We start from the raw sequence: 25,179 nt of genomic DNA on the forward strand, positions 1-25,179 counted from the left end.
TTAAAATAAAAATTAAATCTCGGCCGGCCGGGATTTTTTGCTTTCTGCAATGTGATGGAGTAATCGTAGCCTCAGCAATCAACATATGTCATTCAGAACGAAGTGAAGAATCTAAAAACCCTAAACTATAAGCCCGGAGCTGTGATCATGAGAGCTTCCCGTGGCGGAAGCCAGTACATTGATCCTGTTATTCCATTTCAATACGCCCATAAAAGCAAAAATTAAAGCTTCTTTATACTCGATAATCTCCTGATCTGGTATAATGATATCCGTAGAGGTTTTAGCACTTATTTTTTCGATAAGAAAAGCATTATACGCACCTCCACCCGTACATAACACCGACTTTATTCTATGTTCATTGAGCACCTGGGAAATCTGATCACTTATATGCTCAGTAAGTGTAGCCAGCAGATCTCTCACATCCGGCTTTTCCAGCAAAGGAAACAGATGTTGGTTGCACCATTCTATTCCCAGTGATTTAGGATAGGTCTCCTGATAGAAGGGTAGGGCATTCAGGCGGGTTAATAATTCAGGTTCGGTTTTCCCTGTCCTTGCAAGGTCACCATTATGGTCAAAATTATGATGAAGCCTTTGAGCAAGCTTATTGAGAACAATATTTACAGGAGCGATATCGAAAGCTATTCTTTGGTGGTTTTTCTTTAATGAAATATTGGAAAATCCGCCTAAATTGAGACAGGCATCATATTGGGAAAACAGTAATTCATCTCCGATAGGGACAAGAGGAGCGCCGTTTCCTCCCATAAGAACATCCTGAGATCTGAAATCATAAATGACGGGAAGCTTTGCAACAGTTTGTAAGGCCCTGCCGTCTCCAATCTGTAAGGTGAATCTTCTCCCGGGCTGATGGAATACGGTATGACCGTGGGAAGCTATAAGATCAATATCTTTTATCTGATGCTGATATATAAATTTGTGAGTGGCATTACCCAGATAAAACCCATACTCGCTGTGTAGCTCCAGAAGGTCCTCTGCGGAAAGATATATTGAATTTTTAAGCTTTTCTTCCCATATTCCGGAATAGGTAACAGTAGCTGTGTTGAGTATTTTAAAACTCCATTGTTCATGGGTATTTTCAAATCGGGCATAGCAGATATCCAGACCATCTAAACTTGTTCCGGACATCAGTCCTATAGCGTGCCATACCATAATGAAATATTATTTTTTAGATTCGGATAGCTTGGTGGTGCTGAAATTTCCTGAATTATTAAAGAAAGTATATTCGGAAAAGTCGTCTTTAGCAGTCATACCATTGGCACCTACCAGTGTGGAGCCATCTTCCATGGTTACAAAAACAGTATCTTTAGTATATATTCTCTGTTTTTTCTGATCCCAGAAAATACTTTGCATGGCAAAACGCTGCCCCTCATTAGTCGTAATTCTGACATCACCTTTAGCTTCGTAGAATTTTTTGGATTCAAATATCCTTGCGTACTTTGCAGTGATCTTTCCCGGGATTTTAGGTTTCTTTTTATCGAAAAATTCAATATTGATTCCCTTGCGGGCCACTACATAGGGTGTATCTATTAATTCATACTTTTCAATAATGGGAGCATAAGCCTTTAAGCTTACAAATCCGGAATCCCGCTGGACTATCTTAGCATTATTGATGATCTGTGAAGGAAAGTTTTTACTCTGGTTTCCGTTTTGCTTGGTAAGGTCTTCTTCACAGGATGTCAATATAAAAAATATAGCACAACTAAAAAGATATGCTATATTTTTATATGATATGTTGAATACCTTCATTCTAGTTATATAAAGATTTTCTAAACCATTTATCAGCAAAATTGAAACCGACTCTGAAGTTGATGAAATTCTGATTGATCAGGTTATCTTTAAGCGTTCCTCTTTTCCCCAGCTCTATTCCCAGTTCCAGACCGCTCATTCTTGTGATGCTGCTGTTTTTGAACGGTAAAAGGACACCGGCGGAAATACCGAATTTATTGATGTTATTTCCGTAAAGCTGTAAATTTCCTTTTTCATAGAATGCACCATATCGGTATACTACACGGGAGAAGTAGCTTCTGAAGTTGTTATAATTAGGTAAGTACCATCCACCCGCAGAAATTCTGTATGAATCCTGGAAATCGAATGTATTTCCGAAATAAGAAATGGTTTCTCCCTTTTTATAATCTCCCTGTAAAGATACAAACCAGTGGTTTTCGCTGCCGTATCCAACCCCTAATGAAGCCTGAAGAGGCAATAGGTTTTTGGAATTGGTGCTTTTTTGCTCGATGATGGTCTGGTTGGCTTTTGTGCCATCAGCATCTGCAAAAGTATAAGTACTGTTTGTATATTCCGTAGTCATATTATTGGTATTACCAAAAGTAGCGGTGGCTCCGATGGTTAACTTACGGTCTGTTCTTGTATTTACGGTTTGATAACTTGTCCCTAATGTGAAGTTAAAGTTCTTTATGCTGTTCTTGGTTTCATATCCGTTTACCAGCTGAGCATCGGTATAAGTAAGCTCATTGATATCATAAAGATTTCCGAAATAAAGGTTGGCTCTTGCTCCTACTGAAAATTCGGGGCTTACTTTGTATGAGAGGGCAACCTGGGCAGTATTTAAAGTACCGCTTCCTTTAAAACGGTTGGCGGCATAAATAGTTCCGTCCGATAAGGTCTCATAATTTACGATCTCATAGCTTTTAGAACTGTAAGGCTGATAGGAAAGTCCCATTTTCACCTTTGAAGATATAGGAAAAGCTAAAGAGATATTGGATAAATAAGTAGAATGTTTGTTAGACTTCGTAGTATTATTGTAATCAGTTTTGAAATAGTTATTTTCATTCGTAGCTTCCAGTTTGATGCTGGTAAGCTCATAATTGGCATTATTAGCCGGGTTGGCAAAGTTGAAATTGCTGTTGAAATCACTTATATAAGCAGTTGAAATACCTCCCATGGAAGTAGTTTCAATCGTATTATCATATTTTACATCCCCAATTCCGTATGTTGCGTATGGTGAGTTACTTAAACTCTGAGCATCTAGAAAATAACCAACTGATATGAATGATAGTACAAAGATTTTTTTCATTCTAAATTTTTAAAACAATGCGCAAATATCTTAAATATTAATGAATTGTAAAAATTATATGTGGTTAAAGTTTGTTAAGGGCCTTTATTGAAAAGGGAATTGTAAATTTTTCTATATAAAGAACCGATTCTGTAATATAAAACAAAACTGCCCCTTTTAACAGGACAGTTTTGTTTATACTAAGGTGAATTTTAATATAATTATTTTACCTGAAGTACAGAACGGCAGTGGCTAAAGTTTTCAAAACTGAATTTACCATGGTATTTACCCATTCCTGATGTTCCGACACCTCCAAAAGGAAGATAATGAGAACCTACGTGAATGATCGTACTGTTGATCTCCGCATCACCGCTGGTGGTACGATTTAGTACGTCTTCTGCCAATTCCTGACTTTCCGTGAAGATATATAAGGCTAATGGTTTCGGTCTTTTATTTATCTCTTCCAGGGCTTCATTAATATCGTTGTAGCTCATAATGGGAAGAATAGGACCGAAAATTTCCTGCTGCATGACCTGGTCATCCCAGGTTACTTGATCCATTACAGTTGCTTCAAAAAAACGGGTTTCCATATCATAACGTCCTCCGTAAACCACTTTTTCAGGAGCAGCTTCCAGGTAGCCTGCGAGATGCTTAATCTGATTCTGGTTAACAATTTTTCCGATTTTTCCTAAAGAAGACCCTTCATAAGTAGCATCTATATAGGCTTTGAATTTCTCAATAAAAGCATCCTTTACAGATTCATGGATATAAATATAATCAGGGGCCACACACGTCTGACCGCAATTGATCCATTTACCGTAAGATATTCTTGCTACTGCCTTATCCAGATCCGCATCTTCATGGATGATAGTCGGAGACTTACCTCCCAGCTCCAATGTAAGAGGAATGAGTTGTTCTGCTGCAGCTTTCATAATGATTTTTCCGACATTCGGGCTTCCTGTAAAAAATATATAATCAAAAGGAAGGCTGAGTAAAAGCGTATTTTCTTCGATAGCTCCCTGAATGACTGCTACATAAGATTCATCAAAAGATTCCTTTATAATATCTTCGAGAACCTGGGCAACATGTGGAGTATTTTCTGAAGGTTTTATAATGGCAGTATTTCCGGCAATTAAAGCTCCGATAAGAGGGCTGAATGTTAACTGAACCGGATAGTTGAACGGACCGATGATATAGCTTACTCCATAAGGTTCATAGGTTACCTTGCTTATCACTTCTGCTCCGGTAGGATGGGGTTTTGATTCTGCCGGCAGAGGTTTTGCCCATTCATCAATATGGTCCAGAAGATAATCCAGCTCGCTGATCACAATTTCAATTTCCACATATTCCGCTTCTTTTCTGCTTTTTCCCAGATCAGTAAACAAAGCTTCACAAAGAGGATCCATATGCTTTAAAAATACTTCCTTGAATTTCCTTAGCTGGGCTTTTCTGAATTCGATGTCTTTGGTCTGATGGGTTTTGAAAAAAGCTTTCTGCTGTTGGAATATACTTCTTATTTTCTGTTCTAAATTTTTTTCCATTAGTTTATTTATTTTGGTTTAAAAATTATAATGCAAGATTACTTTTAGGGATTTTGTAATACAAATATATTTCTTAAAATTAAATTTTGTACTAATAAAACTATGGATGCTTTCTATAATTCAACATATAAGCGTTGGATGAAAATTTAAAGTTTTCCTCTATTTTAATCAGACTCAATTTTATGAATTGAAATAAAGATTCTTTATCTTTGGAACATGAATTGGGAGAATATTGCCGGACAGGAGAACCTGAAAAAACTGCTTAAGGATAGTATTGCTGAAAACAGGGTCAGCCATGCCCAGCTTTTCGTAGGAAAAGAAGGATATGGTACATTACCCCTTGCTTTAGCGTATGCAAAAGAAATACTTCATGGCGAAAATGAACATGCTGCTGCTAAAGTTGAGCATCTGAACCATTTGGATTTACATTTCAGCTTCCCGGTGTATACCGACAATAAAAATTCACTGAGTAAAAATAAATTTGAGGAATTCAGAGAGATGATCCTCGAATCTCCTTATGCGAGTTATGATGACTGGACCGCTTTTTTGGATTCAGAGAACAAGCAGTTATTTATTTCCGCGGATGAGATTGATGATCAGAATCAGAAGTTTTCTCTTAAAAGCTATGAAGGAGGAACAAAAATCTTAATCGTATGGAGAGCGGATAAGATGAATATTTCGGCTTCCAATAAATTCCTGAAATTTTTGGAAGAACCTCCTGCAAAAACAATTATTTTACTTACGGCAGAAAGTACAAACGATATCCTTCCCACTATTCTTTCAAGGGCACAAATCGTGGAAGTTCCCAGAATTTCGGATGAAGATCTTCAGGCATATCTTCAGAAGCAGTTCAATACTTCAGAAGAAAAATCCCGTGAAATTGTTCACCAGGCTCAGGGAAATCTTAATGAAGCCGTTAAACTCCTGAAATCAGGGAATAGCCATCAGGATTTTGAAAAGTTATTTATCCAGTGGGTAAGGGATGCTTTTCAGGTAAAGAAAAAGCCTGAGTTTCTTAAAAATATTATTTTGTGGGCAAGAGAAATTGCGGGGTGGAACAGGGAAAGACAGAAAAATTTCCTGGACTATTGTTCCGAGATATTCAGATTGGCCCTTCTGCAGAATTATCAGTCCGAAGATCTGGTTTATAAAAAGATCGATGCCAATGGCTTTAACTGGGAGAGTTTCTCCAGATTTATAAGTGGTGCGAATATCATCAGTATTCTGGAAGAGATCAATGCTGCGGATTTGCATTTAACAAGAAACGGAAATCCGAAAATCATCTGGACCGATCTGGGAATCAAGCTTTCCCGGTATATTCATAAAAACTGAGACCTGCTAAAGCAGGTCCCAGCGTAAAGAGTAATATAATAGTTTTATTTTTCTAATAATCGTATTGCCTCTTCATTATTCTGCATGATAGCATGTTGTAAGGCGGTATTTCCCCTGTTATCTTTCAGGCTTTTATCAGCACCGTTTTCCAGTAATAGCTTCAGGATTGCCGGTTTTCCGAAAACCGAAGCATAGATAAGGGCAGTAGCATCATTATAATTTTTGACATTTACTCCCGCCTTATGAGAGAGTAAGAGTTCTGCCATATTATAGTAACCTTTGAAAGTTGCTCCCATTAATGCCGTATTTCCACTGTTATCCTGGGCGTCAGGTTGTGCTCCGTTTTCCAGCAGCCATTTGGCAGTATCATAGCTGTTATTATATACCGCTAAAATTAAAGGAGTATAGCCCTGATCATTCTTATTATTGATCTCCGCTTTGAATTTGGAAAGCTCAGCTACATTATTGGATTTCGCATAAGAAAATACATCCTGTGCACTGGCAGTATTAAATGCCAACAGCAATAAAAATGAAGAGATAATATATTTCATGATAATTATTTAGAAGATAATAAAGATTCAAGTTGGGCACGATCCATTTTTACAAAGCTTGCTAAACGTTTTCCGTATTCAGCATCTGCCTGGTAGAAGAAAGAGATCATTTTAGCCACTACTTTTTTATCTCTTACAGAATTTAATTGTCCTCCCAGGTTTTTAATCAGATTATCCTGGTCTTTCTTAGAGAAGGAACGGTATAATTCACCCGCTTGTTTAAAGTTGTTTTCCTTATCAATAGTAGCCTGTGTAATAGTAGTTCCAGCCGGTAAAACAGTTTGGGAATACTTGAACTTTTTGTTATCTACAACCTCAGGCTTGCTCGTAGCAGGCTGATAGTTTACATCTCCTTTTTGAGGTCTCATGGACATATATCCATTCTGGTTGTAGGTAGTTACCGTATTTTTTGAAGCATTTACAGGTAACTGTTGGAAGTTTCCTCCGATTCTGTGACGTTGCGTATCTGCATAAGAGAATAATCTACCTTGTAATAATTTATCCTCAGACGGTTCAATTCCCGGAACCAATGTACTAGGAGCAAATGCAGCCTGTTCAACTTCCTGGAAGTAGTTGTCTACATTTTTATTAAGTGTCATGGTGCCTACTTTTACAGGTTTTGCAATAGATTCAGGCCAGATTTTAGTAACGTCCACCGGATTGAAATCCAATTTATCGAAATCTTCTTTTTTCAGCATCTGAACATACAGATCCCATTTCGGGAAATTATTGTTTTTGATCGCATTATAAAGATCTAAAGTAGCATGCTCAATCTGGGTAGCCTGTATTTTATCCGCTTCCTCCTGAGTAAGGTTTCTTTCACCCTGTTGAGGAACCCATTTGTATTTTACGTAGGTAACTTCACCTTTGTCATTGACCCATTTGTAGGCATGAACTCCATTTCCCTGCATTTCCCTGTAATTGGCAGGAATACCATAATCAGAGAATAACCAGGTCAGCATATGAGTGGATTCCGGAAGATTAGAAAAGAAATCGAAGAATCTGTTAGGATCAGAAGCACCGTTAGTTACAGGCGAAGGTTTAAACGCATGAACCATATCCGGGAATTTGATAGCATCTCTGATAAAGAATACCGGTAAATTATTTCCTACCAAGTCATAATTTCCCTGCTCCGTATAAAATTTTACTGCAAAACCTCTTGGATCCCTGTAGGTTTCAGGAGAACCCTGCTGGTGTACTACGGTTGAAAATCTTACTACAAGAGGTGTTTTTTTTCCTGCTTTAGATAAAAAGTCAGCCATCGTTACATCAGAAAAATCTGCATCTGCAACAAACTCTCCAAATGCTCCTGCACCTCTGGCGTGAACTACTCTTTCAGGGATTCTTTCTCTGTCAAAAGCAGCCAGCTTTTCAATCAAATGAACGTCTTCCAGCAAAACCGGACCATTATTTCCTACGGTTTTAGAATTTTGATTGTCTCCCACCGGTGTTCCGGTATTAGTGGTTAGCTGCTGAGCATTCATTACCACTGCTGATAGAAGACCTAATAAGATACTACTTTTTCTCATAAATTATTTTTTAAATGTATTATTTCAGGGCAAAGATAGGCTCATGGAGGAGTGCATCCGAGGAAATAAAATCAATTCTGATAATTTATACGATCTATTGAAGTTTATTTTGTTAATTGATTTTTTTTATAATTATTTGAAAAAAATGAGGAGCAAATGGGAATGTTGTTTAAATTATTTTAAAATGTTTGAATTTAAAAGGAAATTGTATTTTTTAAGTTTGAAAATCAGATACTTAAGAATGTGATAGATATCATGATGAAAAATATATCAATCAATCGTTTGATTTATATCAAAACTTATTTAAATTTGCGCCCTGAAAAATTGAGAAGATATGATTTCAAAAGAAGAAAATATACTTTTTGCTGCCGAAAAGCTTTTTGCTGAAAAGGGCTTTCAGGGAACTTCCACACGGGAAATTTCCAAGGCTGCAAATGTAAATATCTCTATGATTTCTTACTATTTCGGTTCCAAAGAGAAGTTATATGAGAGATTGGTAGAATACAGGATGAGTGAAGGGCAATTTTTTTCCAAAGATATTTTGGAAAGAACCGATATCAATGAATGGGAAAAGATAAATAAAATTGTGGATCAGTTTGCAAGCAGGGTCAGAAATCATAAAAGATTTTACAGGATCATGCAGAGAGAGCAGCTGCATACCGAAAATCCACAGATCGTAAGATACCTGAAGCAAACTAAAATGGGATTTATCTCCATGTATTCCAAAATATTGGAAAGCGGGATCCAAAAAGGAATTTTTACCAAAAATCCTCCTATCTATCTTCTTCATTCTACCGTAAGCGGTACGCTCTTTTATGCATCGAATGCCAAATCCATGTATAAGGAATTCTTACATGATGAGAATGACGATGCCACTTTTGACGAAAAATTTTTTAATGAACTTAAAGAACATATAAAATACATACTAAAAGACCTTTTGGGTTATGAAGAAAATAAATAAATCAGTTATTGCAATCTCTTTTCTATTGGGAGTTGTAAGCATTAATGCTCAGGAGAAGAAACAACTCAGCCTGGATGAAGCTGTACAGTTGGGAATTCAGAATAGCAAAAATCTTAAAATTGATGCTGCAAAAATAGAAGAGGCCACTGCAGACCTTTTGGAAGCGAAAAACAGACAGCTTCCGGATTTTAAACTATCGGCCAGTTATTTGAGGATGACGAATGCGAAAGTGGATCTTAAATTTTTAGAATCCTCCGGGGGATCAGAATCAGGTGCGGTAGCCGCGCCAAAATCAGTATTGCTGGGACAGGCGAGCCTTTCTATGCCTTTATACGCCGGGGGAAGAATAAAATATGGAATTGAATCCGCAAAATATCTGGTGGAGGCTTCCAAGCTGAGCAGGGAAAGTGATAAGATCGCTATTGCCTATAATATTTCCGAGGCTTACAACAATTTATTTAAAGCAAGCCAGTCCATTAAAGTATTAGAAGAAAACCTTTCTGCTTCTGAAAAAAGGGATGAAACTTTCCTGAAAATGGAAAATAACGGGTTAATAGCCAGAAATGACCGTTTAAAAGCTAATCTGCAGACCTCCAATATTGAACTGCAGCTCCTTGAAGCTAAAAATAATTACAACGTAGCCAATATCAATATGGATCTGCTACTGGGATTACCAGAAAATACAGAGCTGGAAATAGATCCCAATTACATTGATGAAACGGAAGATACCAAGCCCGCGGACTATTATGTTCTCCAGGCGATGGAAAACCGTAAGGATTTGAAAGCTCTTGAACAGCAAAGAAAAGCTGCACAGCTGGGAAGTAAGGCTGCTAAAGCGGAATATCTGCCATCCATTGCTTTAACCGGTGGTTATGTTGCAGCAGATGCTCCTAAGTTTTTAACCCTTTATAATGCGGTTAATATCGGAGTGGGCGTACAGTATAATCTGGCTAACCTCTGGAAGAAAAATTCATCATATATGCAGTCTCAGGCTCGGGAAAAGCAGCTGGAAGCCAATAATGAACTTTTAAATGATAATATTAAGCTTGAAGTAAACAGGGAATATCTTAATGCAGACTATTCCAGGCAGAGAATTGCCGTCTATGAGAAATCAGCTGTACAGGCTAATGAAAACTTTAGAATTACCAAAAATAAATTTGATAACGGTTTAGCAACGATGACTGAACTTCTGGATGCGGATGCAGCTCAGATTTCAGCCAATGTCGGAGTGATCAATGCCAGGGCAGATGCCGCTTTAGCGTACAGAAAATTATTGCAAACCACAGGAACTTTAACAATTAAATAAACGAACGATTACCTAAAATGGAAAATAATAATACACAATCAGTTGAACCAAAAAAGAAAAAAAGTCTGGTATTTCCGATCATATTGGCGGTAGTGCTTATAGGAGGTGGAATTTACGGATATAGTGAATACAGATACGGACAAACCCATGAAGAAACGGATGATGCACAGATCGCCTCCAATATGAGCCCGGTTATTTCAAAAGTTTCCGGCTATGTAGGAGAAGTAAAGGTGAAGGATAATCAGTTTGTTAAAAAAGGAGATACATTGGTTATTTTAGATAACAGAGATCAGAAAATGGCTCTGGAGCAGGCTTTAGCCGCATTATCAACAGCCAAAAGCAATATTTCTATAGCAGAAGCCAGTACTACGGCGACCTCTAAAAGCATTAATACTTCTCAGGCAGCAGTAGCCATAGCCAATGCACAGATAGAAGCAGCAAAAGTAAATGTTTGGAAAACAAGCCAGGATTTAAAAAGATATGCCAACCTTGTGAAAGACCATTCCATTACGGAACAGCAGTATGAGCAGGCTTTGGCCGCTAAGCAATCTGCAGATAAACAATTGCAGGTTTTGGTTGACCAAAGAAACCAGGTGGCACAGCAGGTGAATGTAGCTTCATCACAAACAGCAGCAAGTTCGCAGCAGATCAGTGTGGCACATTCGGTAGTAAAACAGAGAGAAGTAGATGTGGAGAATGCAAAATTAAACCTTTCCTATACGATTATCCTGGCTCCCGAAGATGGCTATGTAGGTAAAGTGCCTACACAGGCAGGACAGTTTTTACAGGCGGGTTCCCAGCTTTTCAGCTTAGTGAAAAATGATCAGAAATGGGTAGTGGCCAACTTTAAAGAAACCCAAGTAGATAAAATGGTGGAAGGCCAGAAAGTAAAAATTAAAATTGATGCTTTCCCCGGAAAAGAATTTGATGGAGTGGTAAGCTCATTTTCTCCTGCGACAGGTTCTACCTTTTCCATCCTGCCTCCGGATAATGCCAGCGGTAACTTCGTAAAAGTAGTGCAGAGGCTTCCTGTAAAAATAGACTTCGTCAATCTGGATAAAGACATTGCCAAAAGATTAAGAACAGGAATGAATGTGAAAGCAGAAGTTTCTTTACAATAATATGATGTATTGATTTGAAATGTATTGATGAGGGCTTAGCTGCCGATTAAGTCATGAATACATTATCCTTTACATTTTAAATACATGGTATTATAAATTATGCAAGAATCATTAGTAGAATATGGAGCCCGAAGAGTAATCATTACCATTACGGCTATTCTTTGTGCTTTGCTGGAGATTGTAGACTCTACCATTGTGAACGTTGCCCTCAATGAAATGAAGGGGAACCTGGGAGCTACACTCTCCGAAGTGGGATGGGTAATTACAGCCTATGCGATTGGGAACGTTATTATTGTTCCTATGACGAGCTGGTTATCACAACAGTTTGGACGTAGAAATTATTTTGCGGCCTCTGTTGTCATATTTACGGTATTTTCATTTTTATGTGGAAATGCTACCAATATCTGGGAACTGGTACTTTTCAGATTATGCCAGGGAATCGGAGGGGGAGCTTTGCTTGTAACCTCACAGACGATTATTACGGAATCCTATCCGATAGAAAAAAGAAGTATGGCCCAGGCCATATATGGATTGGGAGTAATTATCGGTCCTACTTTAGGTCCGCCGCTGGGAGGATATATCGTAGACAATTATAGCTGGCCTTATATTTTTTATATCAATATTCCGATTGGTATTGCCGCTACGCTCATGACTTTACAGTTTGTAAGAAGTCCGAAATATTCTGAAAAACGTAAAGCTTCTGATGTGGATTGGTTAGGAATTATTCTATTGTCAATAACGGTGGGATCTTTACAGTTTATTCTGGAAAGAGGTCATGAAGAAGACTGGTTTGAAAGTGGAATGATCGTAACCTTTACTGTGGCTGCCGTATTAGGATTTATCCTCTTCCTTTGGAGGGAGCTTACCTTCAGATATCCTATTGTGGAGCTGAGGGTTCTTAAAAACGGAAACCTAAGGATCGGAACGGTGATGTCCTTCGTATTAGGATTCGGATTATATGGCTCTACCTTTATTATTCCTCTGTATACGCAGAGTATATTAGGATGGACGGCGCTTCAGTCGGGGGCATTAATGATCCCTGCCGCTCTTACAACGGCCTTTATGATGCCGATTATCGGAAGGCTGTTAACCAGAGGAGCCAAGCAGCAGATTTTAGTGTCACTGGGATTATTTATTTTCTTCATTTACAGTTTATGGGGATATAAAATACTGACGCCGGATACCAGTAAGGAAGCCTTTTTCTGGATGCTTATCGTGAGGGGTGCGGGATTGGGACTGCTGTTTATTCCTATTACTTCACTTTCGTTAAGTACCCTTAAAGGTCCTGAAATCGGGCAAGGGGCTGCCTTTACCGGAATGATGAGACAGTTGGGAGGATCCTTTGGGATCGCAGCTATTACCACCTTTATCGCCAATGAAAGCCAGAAGCACCGGGTGAACCTTTTATCCCATCTGGATGTGAATGATTTTGATGTCCAGCAGAGGGTGAGTGCTTTGAAAGCCAGCTTTATGGCCAAAGGAATGTCTCCGGATGTCGCACTGGACTCTGCTTATAAGATGCTGGATTTCTCAGTGACAAAACAGGCAACGGTATTGTCCTACATGGATGTTTTCCTTTATTTGGGAGTTGCATTCCTGGTATGTATACCTTTTATCCTTTTTATTAAAGAGAGAAAAAGTAAAGAAAAAATTGATTTAAGTGATGCTATGCACTAGACAAAAAGGCCTCCCGCTTGTGGAGGCCTTTTTTATAATTATTGAAAGTATTAATTATTTTACTTTGAAAGGGTCTCTATAAGATCCTTTTTCTGAGGTATTACTTTGCACCAGTACAGGATAGCGGCATCATATCCTCCATTGACCGCTTTTTCCTCTTCCGTAAAAGTGACTACGGTTCCTCCGTTTCCGGTTTGTCCTTTGCTGATTCTGATTCTTTCCAGATCAAAATATTCTTTTTTATTAGTCTTGACTTTGGCATTATTCCCTGTGATAAACCCGATTTTCTTTTCAGTAAAATCGAAATCTTTCCGTGTATGGGCTAATGCTTTATTGAAATATTCGGCTTCATAGGCATTTACATTTTCCATGCCGTCCCGTCCCAGCAAATCCCACTTTTCCGTTTGTGAAAAAGGATTTTCCAGGGGTTTACTGCTGTATTGAGCAGACCCATGGGAGGCCAGGATAAAAAATAAAAATAAGACTGTTCTTTTCATGAGAATAAGGAAAAACTACTTTACGAAAGTATAGATAAAACAAATGAAAAACAATAATTATTATATTTATTTTGTATTAATTGTTTATTAAAAGCATAAAACGGGAAATATTATTATTTAAAAGAGATTTCCATTATTGTATTTTTAAAATTTCTTTTTGGAAAAGAATGTAGACTCAGAAAATTAAAATTAGTAATGGATGTTGGCTTATTAGCCTACGGTAGGAGTATCTTCTTCCTTTAAAATCTTATTTTCTTTCATCGTTACCATCATTCTTTCAAACTTATATTTTTTCCAGTCAAAACTATTAAGAAAATCCAGGGCAGCCATAAAACCGGCATTGAAGAGCTCTTCTTTTTCTTTTCTTTCCATAAAAAAATTGAGCCAGCTGCTTTCTCCGCAATTCACGGTCTGGATGCTGAATAAATTATAAAATGAATGTTTGGTAAGAAACGATTTATCATTAAATCCCTGAAGGGTACCGATAATATGCCCGGCATATGAAAAAGGAGTTTTAAGAACTTCTTCACTTGTATTTCCCTTAGGTGATTTCATTTCTGAATTGCTTTTCAGCTGTACGGCAAATAAGGGCAGTCGAGGGTAAAAAACATCATTGTAATGGAAAAGATCAATAGGAAAATTGGAGATACTTCCTCCGTCAATAAATATTCCGGCAGGATAAATTTCTTCAGGGGTCATATTCATCCAGAATTTCCATGCGTATTTCACGGAATCATCAGTCCGGTCTATTCTTTTTTGCATAGGCTCAAAGAAAAACGGTACGGACATGGAAGCGCGTACAAATTCTGCAGGACTGATGCGTTTGAGCTCTTCCTCGGACCAGTACAAATTGGCCATGGTAGGAAGCTCCACTTTTATTTGGGCATTAATGTCAGTGGTTACGACTACATACTCGGATTTGAGCTGATAGAAAGGGTTGTTTTTATAGTAATCATTATTGACGGCACTGTCATAAAATATTTTAAAACGGGTCTTATCAATGTGATCATCATATTTTTCCTTAATGTCCAGAATACCTTGCAGCGAAATTTTATAATACTCATCATTGTTGCCATACCGGTAATTCAGGTCCAGTTCATGTTCCTTCTGTATGAACTTTTTATTGAGAAGCGCTACGGTTTTAATGTCAAACTCATCGAGTACTTCTTTCATGGTTTGAAGAAATGTATTTCCCGGATTAAGCCCGCTGTTGTCTTTTCGGAAATCATGATAAAACTCCTTTATATAAAAGAAAGTAATGAGGGCCGGTATCAAAGGAACAAGAAACAGTAATTTGGCATTCCACACGGATTCTGAAGGAATAGCAAAGGGAGCTACGATCAGTATAACGGTAACAATGGCTGTGATAATGAGGTTGGTGCGGATAAAATTTTTATTATTCAGAATGGCATGGATTGTTTTTCGGACATAGGGTTTACCATCGATAAAATCGGCAAAGTTCCAGCTGAACAGTATTTCTTTAATAAGTTCTGCCTTAGCTTCTTTTTTTGTTTTGCAGGCAGCGATAAGCATGGTATTGATGGCTCCGGCGCTTGTTCCCGCTACTTTTAAAAAACGTATTCCGAAAATTTCCAATGCATAAATATATCCCACCAAAGCGCTTCCCCAAACACCACCACCTTCCTGGACCAGCTCTATGTACTGGTTTCCCTCTTCATCCAGCAGATCGGAAAATTCTTTATTGGAGATTCTTTCATGGAGGGCAACCAGTTTTTCTTTGGAGACCTGGGAGAGTGTATTTTCAGCAAGAATATCATTGAGGAGTTCGGTTTTCATGGTTTGGTGTTGGTTTTAGTTTAAAAGGTGTCTACCACCGCTTTCTCCGGGCATAAATAAAAGTAATGATTACAATCAGTGCCATCAGCCCCAAAGTAAAATAATAGCCGTTTTTATTATGGAGCTCCGGCATCTCATCGAAGTTCATTCCATATACACCGGCAATAAAGGTGATCGGTAAGAAATAAACTGAGTAGATGGCCAGCACTTTCATTACCTGGTTGGCTTTCTGGTCGGAAAGGGCTAAAAACATGGAAATGAGGTTGGTAATCTGCGTATTTAAATGATCGAAGTCGGCGACTACATCCTTGTGTTTATCTTTTAAATCCACTACCTGGGAATCCTGTAAATTTAAGAGCTTAAATTTATCAATGGCATCCGTAGAAATGGAAAGAACCCGGGAATTAAGTCCTGACTTTCTTTTTAATTTATAAAGCCTGCGGATCTGTGTGGTATGGTTGGTGTTCTTCAGGAAAATCTCATTTTCAATATTATCCATCGTTTCCAACAGGCTTATAGACTCGTCATCAAAACTTTTCATGATGAGTAGAGAGATCATAAGAGCAATAGAATGAGAGGAGAAATTTTTCTCGTCTTCGTTAATGAATTTTTTAGTTTCGGAAATACTTTTGGTTTTCATTCTGTGTATCGTGATGATGGTATTGTCCAACAGGAAAATTCCGATCTTCGTGCTGATATCACTGATGGTATTGAGACTTTTTCTTTCCAGCTCCGTACTTTCTCTCAGGAGATAGAACTTTACATTTCCGTCTTCTTCATATTTGGGAAGGTGGTTGGGATCCAGTGTATCTTCAAGCAGTAAGTTATTAATTTCATACCGCTCATGAAGAAACTGAATATCCTCTCTGGTAGGGGCTTCCACATCAATCCATTCACATTCTCTGGTTCTATATAAAGTATCTATTGGCATATAATAAAAATAATAATATTTTGAAATTTTATGTATAAAATAAGTTTTTATCTTTGCCAAAATTAAAAAACTATATGGTTAAAAGCACTATAAAAGGCATCGGATTTTATGTTCCCGAAAATGTGGTAACAAACGATGACCTTGCAAAACTGATGACCACAAGTGACGAGTGGATCACAGAAAGAACGGGAATTAAAGAAAGAAGACACCGTAAGAACCGAAATGACTCTCAGGAGACCACCGCATATTTAGGATTTAAAGCTGCCGAGAAAGCCATACACAATGCAGGACTAACAGCGAAAGATATAGATTATATTGTTTTTGCCACCCTTTCTCCGGATTATTATTTTCCGGGTTGTGGAGTATTGATCCAGGAAATGCTGGGTTGTGATACCATTGGAGCTTTAGATGTAAGAAACCAGTGTTCCGGTTTTATATATGCTATGAGTGTGGCGAATGCTTTTATAAAATCAGGGACCTATAAAAATATACTGGTAATAGGAGCGGAGATCCATTCTTTCGGATTGGATTTTTCAGATGAAGGGCGTGGAGTTTCCGTGATCTTCGGAGATGGAGGAGGAGCCATTGTATTGTCTGCTACGGAAGATGAAAATGCGGGTGATGTGCTGGCTGTCAATATGCATTCGGAAGGAAAGTTTGCCGATGAGCTTTGTACGCAGTTTCCAGGGTCAAAATACGGTTGGAGCGATAGGATGGGAAAGGAACCTGAAAATGTTACCAGTAAGGAAGTCTATCCGATCATGAACGGGAATTTCGTATTTAAACATGCGGTAACCCGATTTCCTGAAACAATGCAGGAAGCATTAGATAAAGCCGGTAAAAAGGTGGAAGATCTGGATATGTTTATCCCACACCAGGCGAATCTGAGAATTGCGCAGTTTGTACAACAGAAATTCGGATTGCCGGATGATAAAGTTCATAATAATATTCAGAAATATGGAAATACAACCGCGGCTTCCATACCGATCGCTTTAAGTGAAGCGATTGAGCAAGGTAAAATAAAAAGAGGGGATCTTGTTCTTCTTTCTGCCTTCGGAAGTGGATTTACCTGGGGAAGCGTTTTATTTGAGTATTAATTAAGGCAGCTATCTAGATAATTGAAAAAATAAAAAAACCGCAGATTTCTGCGGTTTTTTTATTTTAAAGGGATTTCAAAAGTTTCTCCGTATCGGAAGCATCCTGTCCTGTACTTTTTGCTAAATCAACAGATTTTTGTGCCCAAATTTTAGCATTCTTTTTGTCGCCTATTTTATTATAAAGGTTGGCTAAAGTATCTGTATTGGCATAATTTTCATTTTTCTTTACCGACTCCTGAGCCCAAAGAATAGCCTTTTCCAGTGAGGATTTAGTAGTAACATTCTCAAAGAAGTTCCATGCGATGGAATTAAGTTCCTCTGAACTAGCATTGGAATAGTCCTGGTAAATATCCAGGCTTACTTTCTCATACGTAGCATAGTCTTTATCCTTCAATGCCCTGTTGGCTTTTACTCTTTTTAATAATTTTTCAGCATCTTCCCTGCTCATGAACTTTTGGGTTTCTGTAAGGAAATACTGTTCATTCAGTATTTTTGTGTCAGGATTGTAAGCCTTGCTGATAACGGTATTGATCTTTACATTCTTATCAATGGCTTCATAGTTTTGCTCCGGAACAATCTTTAAAATCTGATCCTTTCTGTCCTGAAATATTTTATAAGTGGGATTCTCTGTACTTTTCATTCCCGTAAACAGCAGTTGTAAATCCTCCGGATCAAGATTGGGTTTAGACTGAAAATATCGGTCTAATACACGGTTTGCAAAATCCGTATCATTATATAGGGTAAGCATAGCCAGGTTTTTAAGGAATTCGGCATCTTTCTCTCCGTTTTCAAATTTTTCTTTTAAAGCTACCAGCCTTTTGCTTGGATCTTCCGCATCTTTAGCAAACTGGATGAAATCATTTTCTTCAACGTATCCCAAGGTGCGGTGTACCTCTTCTCCGTCTCCATTGATAAACAGGTAAGTAGGAAAAGCTTTTACATTGTATTTTTTGGCCAGATCAATTCCTTCCCCTTTTTCCATGTCTATTTTGGCATTTACAAAATGAGCGTTGTAATAATCTCCTACCGATTGCAGGGGAAAAATATTTTTTACCATTAGCTTACAAGGACCGCACCATGTAGCATAGGCATCCACGAATATGAGTTTGTTTTCTTTTTTGGCTTTAGCGAGAATACTGCTGAAATTTCCTTCTTCAAACTTAATTCCCTGACTGAAAGCTAAAAAACTGATGAAAAATAATGATAATAAAGCGGTTCTTTTCATATATACTTTTTATTGAATGCAAATGTAATAATAATGTTAATTGATTGATGATTTTATTATTAAAAATATAAATCCGCAGGATTTCTGCGGATTATAAAAATTATTTTGTTTTTGTACTGTCCTGCCCGGTTTTTATCGTATCCGAAACGGGAGCTGCTGAAGGTGGTGTATTCGCTACGGCCGAGTCGCCCAAGCTGTTTCTCAGGGAGTCTTTATTATGTTCTTCCTTGTACTCTTCTCTTTTTTCTTTATTTTGAGCACAGCTTCCCAAAAAGAGCAATCCGAACAGGGCTCCTATCCATACTTTTTTCATAGTAAATTTTTTTATGATTAGTTAACCTTCAAATATAGAAAAATCCGTAGTATTTCTACGGATTTCTCAGATTAAAATTAAACTATTATTGGGTGGATTTCAAAGAATCCATTTTGACCTTGATACTGTCCGGATTGGACATCCGGGTGGAATCCGTGCTCATCGGCGGGATAGTTTGGGAACTGCTGCCGGAAACATTTAGTGAATCCTTATTGTCCGTCGTCATCCCTGATTCTTTGGTTCCACAGCTTATCGCAAAGAGTCCTAGGCCTATACTTACTATCAGTAACTTTTTCATAATATTTATATTTTGGTGTTATGTTTAAAGTTTCAATAATTATTCCTTGTTTATATTTTAAAATATTAAATAATCAATAAAAATATTTAAATTATGTTAATTGTTTTAAATGAAAAAGCCCCCGGAATTTATTCCGAGGGCTTTATATTATTATTGAGAATTTTTATCCTAAATAAGGGTATTTATAATCCTTTGGAGAAACAAAGGTTTCTTTTATACTTCTTACGGAAGTCCATCTCAGAAGATTCATTTTGGAACCGGCTTTATCATTGGTTCCGGAAGCTCTTCCTCCTCCGAAAGGTTGCTGTCCTACTACGGCACCTGTTGGTTTGTCATTGATATAGAAGTTTCCGGAAGCATTTTCCAACGCTTTATAGGCTTCATCAATTGCATAACGATCTTGTGCGAATACAGAACCTGTTAACGAATAAGGTGAAGAAGAATCTACCAGTGCAAGAGTTTCTTTCCAGTCTTTATCTTCATATACATATAAACTTAAGATTGGTCCGAAGATTTCTTCCACCATACTTTCATACTGAGGATTGGTAGCTTCAATCACGGTAGGGCTTACGAACCATCCTTTGGAATCGTCACATTTTCCACCGATAACTACTTTAGCATCACTTGATTTTTCTGCTCTTTCAATATATCCTTTACATTTTTCAAAAGAGTTTTTATCAATCACCGCATTTACAAAGTTGGAAGGATCTTCAGGAGAACCTATTTTGATAGAATTGATCTGCGTTTCCATTACTTTTTTTACATCTTCCCAAAGAGATTTAGGAATGTAAGCCCGGGAAGCTGCAGAGCACTTCTGTCCCTGATATTCAAAAGCACCTCTTACCAAAGCAGTAGCTACGGCTTCTACATTGGCGGAAGGGTGGGCAATAACGAAATCTTTACCACCTGTTTCCCCTACAATTCTAGGATAGGTTCTGTAGTTGTGGATATTATCACCGATCATTTTCCACATTCCCTGGAAAACTTTCGTAGATCCTGTAAAGTGAAGACCTGCAAAATCATGATGAGCCAATACTTTTTCGGCAGTTTCCTTACCATCTGTGAAGATCATGTTGATGACCCCGTCAGGAAGTCCGGCTTCTTTTAAAACATCCATGATTACTTTTGCGGAATAGATCTGCTTGTCGGAAGGTTTCCATACTACCACATTTCCAAGCATGGCCATACAGGTAGGCAGGTTTCCGGAAATAGCCGTGAAGTTGAAAGGAGTTACCGCAAAACAGAATCCTTCTAGCGGTCTGTATTCTACACGGTTCCAGATTCCACTGTCTGATACAGGCTGTTCTGCGTACATTTCCGTCATGAATTCAACGTTGAATCTTAAAAAGTCTATGAATTCACATGCAGAATCAATTTCTGCCTGATGTACGTTCTTAGACTGTCCGATCATAGTAGCAGCATTGATGATATCCCTGTAAGGTCCGGCTAATAAGTCAGCAGCTTTTAAAAAGATCGCAGCTCTCTGTTCCCATCCAAGTTCGTTCCATGCTTTTTTCGCAGCTAATGCAGCATTGATGGCATCATCTACATGTTGCATATTTCCTTTATAATAAAAACCGAAATCATGCTTATGATCCTGAGGAGACTGGAGTTGTACTTTCTCCTGGGTTTTTACCTCTTTCCCGTTGATGATCATCGGGATTTCTGTCTTTTCCGCCCACATTTTCTTGTAGGTGGCAATAAGGCTTTTTACTTCTGAAGAACCCGGTGCATAGGTGTTTACCGGTTCGTTAACTACAAATGGTACTTGCGAAATTGCTTTTGACATATTATGTTGTATTATTTTATTAAGAATGTATACAAATTTACGATATTTAAAAGAAAGAAGAAATAAAGATTATTGATAATAAATTTCATTTATAGAGATCGTATTGATATAAAAGAGTCAAAATTTTTCTGTGTACTTAATTGTTTGTGAAGTTTTATTTAAATTGTAATAAGCAAATGTTTGGAACAAAAAGATATCTATATCCGCCGATAAAGTATTGCATTTAAAAATAACAAATTAAGGGTCTGCCCATGTGGACAAACTTCATAACAGATAAGAGGAGAATGAAGAATTGGAATAAAATTTACATTTTTTCGTTTTCCAGAATTTTCAAAACTAATTTTTCTTCCTGGGTGAGTCCTGCTTTTCCATCATTTACTTCAATATCTTCAAGCTCGTCCAGATATTTTTTGATGCCATTGTTCTCGTAGAGATTGATGACAAGAGGATGTACATAGTATTTTTTACATACATTGCTGGTGTTTCCGAGGTGGGAAGCTACCATTTCCAGGGCTTCTTTCACCTTTTTTTTGTATTCCGTATCCGTTTCGGCATATCCTATTTCCCTGAAGGCGATAAGGGCGCTTACGGTTCCGGACCAGGTCCTGAAATCTTTTGCGGTAAAATCTTCTCCGCTTATCTCTTTAATGTAATCGTTAACCATTCCTGAGTCGATGGAGTGGTGGTTTCCATCCTCATCATAAAACTGAAAAAGCTCTTTACCCGGAATATCTTTACATTTTTGAACCAACCGTGCCAATTTTCTGCTTTTAAGGTCGATATTGTGCATAATGCCTTTCTTTCCTTTAAAAGAAAATTTTATTTTTTGTCCCTGGATTTTTACATGCTTATCTTTCAGGGTTGTCAGTCCGAAGGATCCGTATAATTTTTCATAGGCATTGTTGCCTACCCGTATGTTGGTATGTTGCATAAGACTTACAATAAGCGCCAGGATTTTTCTTTTTTCAAGTTTTCGCAATGCGAGGTCTTTTTCCACCTGAAGCCGGATATCGGGAAGGGCATACCCGAACTGTAACATTCTGTAAAACTTGGTATGGTTCCTTAAAGCACTCCATAACGGATGATAGCGGTACTGCTTTCTTTTTTTAGTATCAAAACCGGTAGCCTGAAGATGTCCGTTATCGAGAACACATATCCATACATTTTCCCATGCGGGTGGAATGACAAGCTTATTGATCCTGGTAATTTCTTCCTTATCCGTTATTTTTTCACCGTCTTTAAAATATGCATATTTCTTTCCTCTTTTTTTTCTGATGATGCCGGTAGAATCTGCATCAGAAGTGTATACAAGATGCACAGCCTTTGCAGATGCTTCCGGGTCATTCATGATCTTAACGATCTTAGAAGGTCTGAGGTGGGAAATGATTTCCCAGTCTGTAGAGTTCATATATTATAAAAGTGGTTAAGAGTTTTTACCCCTGAAAAATAGTAACAGGATGATCACTATTACAGCGACAACTAATAGGATTCCCCACCACATCCCTGCTTTAAATATGGTTTCAACAGCTTCACAGCTTGTAAGGAATAACAGACTTATAAGGGCAATACTGAATAAGCTTATTCTTTTCATAATGATTATAGTTTTGGTGTTAATGTTATACTCTGTGACGGTCCGGTCTCCATTGCTGAATGGACCTTTTGATCTGATCTCCCGAAATATTCTCCTGGAGAGCTTTATATAAGAGGTTTTTGAATTCTTCATCATACGCAAAGCGTAAAGCGGCGATCTGGTCAAACTTCAGCTTTTCTTCCACCTCATCCGACCGCTGATTGAAAATCTCAAAATACCTTTGTTTGAACTCAAGTCTTACCAGGCGGTTTTGAAGTCCTAAAGCATAATGCTGCCTCAGCATAATTGCCAGATAGAAGATCAGAAAAATAACAAGAGAAAAAAGAATCCAGGTCAGTTTATTATCCGGATCATTCCCTACTTGGTAAATTCCGACACCTTCCAGAATGAGCAATAAAGGAAGATAAATAAAGTGATGAGGAGCGTAATATTTCCTGTGATTTTTATAATCTTGAGTTTTCATGTAATACATGATAGCAATAATCTTTCCAAAACATTATATTTTTAGTAAATGTAAATGATTTTTTATCCTTATTATAGGTGAATTTTTTTGAATATTTGAATTGTATTTATTTTAAATGAGGTTTGAATTTGAAAATCATTTTTTTTGTAACTTTCAATTTTAAAAATTAAAAAATGACTTCAAAGGAAAAAATAGCTGCGCTTCGGGAAGAAATGCAGAAAAACAATGTTGATGCATTTATCGTATATTCTGCTGATCCGCATATGAGTGAGTATTTACCTGAAGAATGGCAGGAGAGAGCCTGGCTGTCCGGGTTTTTAGGCTCTGCTGGTTTTGTGGTGGTAACTAAAGATAAAGCAGGCTTGTGGACGGATGGAAGATACTTCACCCAGGCTGTTACAGAACTGGAAGGTTCAGGAATAGACCTTTTTAAAGAGGGAATCGAAGGAACCCCTCACTATATAGACTGGATTATTTCCGAAATTCCCTCAGGGGGAAAAGTGGCGGTAAACGGTCTGGCTACTTCACATGCCAATTGGGAATCCCTTTCTCATAAATTACATTCTAAAAATATAGAGCTTGCTGATCTTCCCTTACTAAAAGAAATATGGAAAGACCGTGGAGCGGCTTCAAAGAACCCGATTTTTGTACATCCTGTGGAATGGGCCGGAAAGTCGGTAACGGATAAGCTTTCTGCAATTCGTCAGGAAATGGAAAAACAGGAAGTTTCAGTACATGTCATTTCAAGTCTTGATGATGTGGCCTGGACTTTGAATTTACGGGGAAGTGACGTACAAAGTAATCCTGTATTCCTGGGTTATATTGTTATTACTAAAAATGATGCTGTTCTTTTCACCGATCTTGAAAAGCTTGAAGTGGATGCCAGAAAACAGTTGGATGAAGCCTGCGTGAAAATGATGCCGTATGAAGAGTTTTTCTCTTATTTGAAAACTTTTACTAATGAAAAAGTATTGGTTTCTCCCAATACCAATCAATCCATCATTGAAACGTTGAAAAGCAAAAATGAATTGATTAAGGGAGCTGTTCCGGGAAACTTAATGAAAGCCCAGAAAAATGAAGCCGAGCTGGAAGGTTTCCGAAAGGTTATGGTAAGAGATGGTGTCGCTATGGTGAAGTTTTTGTACTGGCTGACCCATCAGGCAGGAAAAGAGCAGATGAATGAATATTCCATTGGAGAAAAATTAAGAGGATTCCGTGCCGAAGGAGAAAACTTTGTAGGAGAGAGTTTCGGCAGCATTATCGGATATAAAGGCAATGGAGCGGTTATCCATTATTCTGCTAAAAGCGAAGGAAGTAAGGAGGTAACCAATGACGGAAGCATCCTCGTGGATTCCGGCGGCCAGTACCGTGAGGGGACTACCGATATTACGAGAACATTGGCACTGGGAGCGGTTTCCGAAGAATTTAAAAGAAATTCCACTTTGGTTTTACAGGGAATGATCCGTTTATCTATGGTGAAATTTCCGAAAGGAACTAAAGGTGTTCAATTGGATGCTATTGCCAGGCTGCCCTTATGGATGGAAGGAAAAGACTATAACCACGGGACGGGGCATGGAGTAGGAAGCTTTATGAATGTACATGAAGGTCCTCAGAATATCCGTAAAGATATGAATCCGCAAGAGCTTCTCTTAGGAATGGTCTGTTCCAATGAACCGGGATACTATGTAGAAGGGGAATACGGGATCCGTCATGAAAATCTGATCGCTGTCAAAGAAGCGGAAAAAACTGATTTCGGTACATTCTATGAATTTGAAACTTTAACGTTCTGCCCATTCTTTAAAGATACAATTGTTAAAGATATCCTATTGGAAAAAGAGATCCAATGGCTAAACCAATATCATAAAACCTGTGAGGAAAAACTGGCTCCTCATCTTGAAGGAGAGGTTAAAAATTGGTTTTTAGAATTGGTAAGTCCTTTGTAAGAGATTTAAAATATTTTGATAAAGTCCTTGTAGAAACCTCTACAAGGATTTTTTATATGTGCAATCCGTATTTTTACGGATGTAATTTTAGTGCTTTCCCTGATAGATATTAATTTTTTTGAAACTACTTTTGTAATGCCTTTAACAATAAACATCATTCATATCTTCATATATACTTAGTATGTA

At 37.8% G+C, this 25,179-nt stretch carries 23 protein-coding genes; 7 read left to right on the forward strand and 16 right to left on the reverse strand.

All coding sequences use genetic code 11. The features are described from left to right. Positions 1-120 precede the first annotated feature (120 nt). From ABJ974_RS05255 to mdlD, 4 genes are all read right to left on the reverse strand, one after another. Positions 121-1,167, reverse strand: coding sequence for an anhydro-N-acetylmuramic acid kinase (locus ABJ974_RS05255; protein ID WP_419870335.1), 1,047 nt, complete (start codon positions 1,165-1,167; stop codon positions 121-123). A gap of 9 nt (positions 1,168-1,176) precedes the next feature. Beyond that, positions 1,177-1,764: an LPS export ABC transporter periplasmic protein LptC gene (gene lptC / locus ABJ974_RS05260; protein WP_419870336.1), complete on the reverse strand. Its 588-nt coding sequence runs from the start codon at positions 1,762-1,764 to the stop codon at positions 1,177-1,179. Between the two features lies 1 nt (position 1,765). Beyond that, the gene (locus tag ABJ974_RS05265) at positions 1,766-3,052 is read right to left on the reverse strand and encodes a hypothetical protein (RefSeq protein ID WP_419870337.1); all 1,287 of its coding nucleotides are present in this window, start codon (positions 3,050-3,052) and stop codon (positions 1,766-1,768) included. A 200-nt stretch (positions 3,053-3,252) separates the two neighbouring features. After that, a complete protein-coding gene (gene mdlD, locus ABJ974_RS05270) occupies positions 3,253-4,572 on the reverse strand; it encodes an NAD(P)-dependent benzaldehyde dehydrogenase MdlD (RefSeq protein WP_419870338.1) in 1,320 nt (439 codons plus the stop codon). A gap of 216 nt (positions 4,573-4,788) precedes the next feature. Between mdlD and ABJ974_RS05275 the strand changes: the two genes are divergently transcribed. Then, positions 4,789-5,904: a DNA polymerase III subunit gene (locus ABJ974_RS05275; protein ID WP_419870339.1), complete on the forward strand. Its 1,116-nt coding sequence runs from the start codon at positions 4,789-4,791 to the stop codon at positions 5,902-5,904. 44 nt (positions 5,905-5,948) lie between these two features. On the opposite strand, the gene ABJ974_RS05280 is transcribed toward ABJ974_RS05275, so the two are convergent. Both ABJ974_RS05280 and ABJ974_RS05285 read right to left on the reverse strand, forming a co-directional pair. Then, entirely contained in the window at positions 5,949-6,455 is a 507-nt protein-coding gene (locus tag ABJ974_RS05280) for an ankyrin repeat domain-containing protein (RefSeq protein ID WP_419870340.1), read from the reverse strand. Between the two features lie 5 nt (positions 6,456-6,460). Further along, positions 6,461-7,984: a catalase gene (locus tag ABJ974_RS05285; RefSeq protein ID WP_419870341.1), complete on the reverse strand. Its 1,524-nt coding sequence runs from the start codon at positions 7,982-7,984 to the stop codon at positions 6,461-6,463. A gap of 334 nt (positions 7,985-8,318) precedes the next feature. On the opposite strand from ABJ974_RS05285, the gene ABJ974_RS05290 reads away from it, so the two are divergent. The 4 genes from ABJ974_RS05290 (at position 8,319) to ABJ974_RS05305 (ending at position 13,049) form a co-directional block, all read left to right on the forward strand. Beyond that, positions 8,319-8,945 carry a TetR/AcrR family transcriptional regulator gene (locus ABJ974_RS05290; RefSeq protein WP_419870342.1) on the forward strand — a complete coding sequence of 209 codons (627 nt, stop codon included), beginning with the start codon at positions 8,319-8,321 and terminating at the stop codon, positions 8,943-8,945. Further along, positions 8,929-10,251, forward strand: a complete 1,323-nt coding sequence (locus ABJ974_RS05295; protein WP_419870343.1) for a TolC family protein — start codon at positions 8,929-8,931, stop codon at positions 10,249-10,251. The genes ABJ974_RS05290 and ABJ974_RS05295 overlap by 17 nt, the downstream gene beginning before the upstream one ends. Before the next feature lie 17 nt (positions 10,252-10,268). Next, positions 10,269-11,372 (forward strand): HlyD family secretion protein, encoded by a 1,104-nt coding sequence (locus tag ABJ974_RS05300; protein ID WP_419870344.1) that lies wholly within the window; start codon positions 10,269-10,271, stop codon positions 11,370-11,372. Between the two features lie 99 nt (positions 11,373-11,471). Further along, positions 11,472-13,049 carry a DHA2 family efflux MFS transporter permease subunit gene (locus tag ABJ974_RS05305; protein WP_419870345.1) on the forward strand — a complete coding sequence of 526 codons (1,578 nt, stop codon included), beginning with the start codon at positions 11,472-11,474 and terminating at the stop codon, positions 13,047-13,049. Between the two features lie 59 nt (positions 13,050-13,108). Here the strand turns inward: ABJ974_RS05305 and ABJ974_RS05310 are convergent, their stop codons facing one another. The 3 genes from ABJ974_RS05310 to ABJ974_RS05320 form a co-directional block, all read right to left on the reverse strand. Next, entirely contained in the window at positions 13,109-13,546 is a 438-nt protein-coding gene (locus ABJ974_RS05310; RefSeq protein ID WP_419870346.1) for a hypothetical protein, read from the reverse strand. A 210-nt stretch (positions 13,547-13,756) separates the two neighbouring features. After that, positions 13,757-15,343 carry a patatin-like phospholipase family protein gene (locus tag ABJ974_RS05315; RefSeq protein WP_419870347.1) on the reverse strand — a complete coding sequence of 529 codons (1,587 nt, stop codon included), beginning with the start codon at positions 15,341-15,343 and terminating at the stop codon, positions 13,757-13,759. Between the two features lie 31 nt (positions 15,344-15,374). After that, positions 15,375-16,274 carry a magnesium transporter CorA family protein gene (locus ABJ974_RS05320; RefSeq protein WP_419870348.1) on the reverse strand — a complete coding sequence of 300 codons (900 nt, stop codon included), beginning with the start codon at positions 16,272-16,274 and terminating at the stop codon, positions 15,375-15,377. A 74-nt stretch (positions 16,275-16,348) separates the two neighbouring features. Between ABJ974_RS05320 and ABJ974_RS05325 the strand changes: the two genes are divergently transcribed. Continuing rightward, positions 16,349-17,371 carry a 3-oxoacyl-ACP synthase III family protein gene (locus ABJ974_RS05325; protein ID WP_419870349.1) on the forward strand — a complete coding sequence of 341 codons (1,023 nt, stop codon included), beginning with the start codon at positions 16,349-16,351 and terminating at the stop codon, positions 17,369-17,371. Positions 17,372-17,435: 64 nt separating this feature from the next. Here ABJ974_RS05325 and ABJ974_RS05330 read toward each other — a convergent pair whose 3' ends face one another. The 7 genes from ABJ974_RS05330 to ABJ974_RS05360 form a co-directional block, all read right to left on the reverse strand. Beyond that, the gene (locus tag ABJ974_RS05330; RefSeq protein WP_419870350.1) at positions 17,436-18,596 is read right to left on the reverse strand and encodes a thioredoxin family protein; all 1,161 of its coding nucleotides are present in this window, start codon (positions 18,594-18,596) and stop codon (positions 17,436-17,438) included. A 100-nt stretch (positions 18,597-18,696) separates the two neighbouring features. Beyond that, a complete protein-coding gene (locus tag ABJ974_RS05335; RefSeq protein ID WP_419870351.1) occupies positions 18,697-18,909 on the reverse strand; it encodes a hypothetical protein in 213 nt (70 codons plus the stop codon). 85 nt (positions 18,910-18,994) lie between these two features. Then, positions 18,995-19,207 (reverse strand): cytochrome C551, encoded by a 213-nt coding sequence (locus ABJ974_RS05340; RefSeq protein ID WP_419870352.1) that lies wholly within the window; start codon positions 19,205-19,207, stop codon positions 18,995-18,997. Between the two features lie 163 nt (positions 19,208-19,370). Beyond that, positions 19,371-20,996 (reverse strand): L-glutamate gamma-semialdehyde dehydrogenase, encoded by a 1,626-nt coding sequence (gene pruA, locus ABJ974_RS05345; protein WP_419870353.1) that lies wholly within the window; start codon positions 20,994-20,996, stop codon positions 19,371-19,373. 304 nt (positions 20,997-21,300) lie between these two features. Beyond that, positions 21,301-22,404: a DNA topoisomerase IB gene (locus tag ABJ974_RS05350; protein ID WP_419870354.1), complete on the reverse strand. Its 1,104-nt coding sequence runs from the start codon at positions 22,402-22,404 to the stop codon at positions 21,301-21,303. 15 nt (positions 22,405-22,419) lie between these two features. Continuing rightward, positions 22,420-22,587, reverse strand: coding sequence for a phosphatidate cytidylyltransferase (locus ABJ974_RS05355; protein WP_419870355.1), 168 nt, complete (start codon positions 22,585-22,587; stop codon positions 22,420-22,422). Positions 22,588-22,612: 25 nt separating this feature from the next. Then, entirely contained in the window at positions 22,613-23,050 is a 438-nt protein-coding gene (locus ABJ974_RS05360) for a DUF6526 family protein (protein WP_419870356.1), read from the reverse strand. 173 nt (positions 23,051-23,223) lie between these two features. Here ABJ974_RS05360 and ABJ974_RS05365 point away from each other — a divergent pair, with 173 nt between their 5' ends. Continuing rightward, on the forward strand, positions 23,224-24,993 hold the full coding sequence (locus ABJ974_RS05365) for an aminopeptidase P family protein (protein WP_419870357.1): 1,770 nt from the start codon (positions 23,224-23,226) through the stop codon (positions 24,991-24,993). The last annotated feature ends 186 nt before the right edge of the window (positions 24,994-25,179 follow it).

The organism is Chryseobacterium sp. CT-SW4, from assembly GCF_048572715.1.
GTDB lineage: Bacteria > Bacteroidota > Bacteroidia > Flavobacteriales > Weeksellaceae > Chryseobacterium.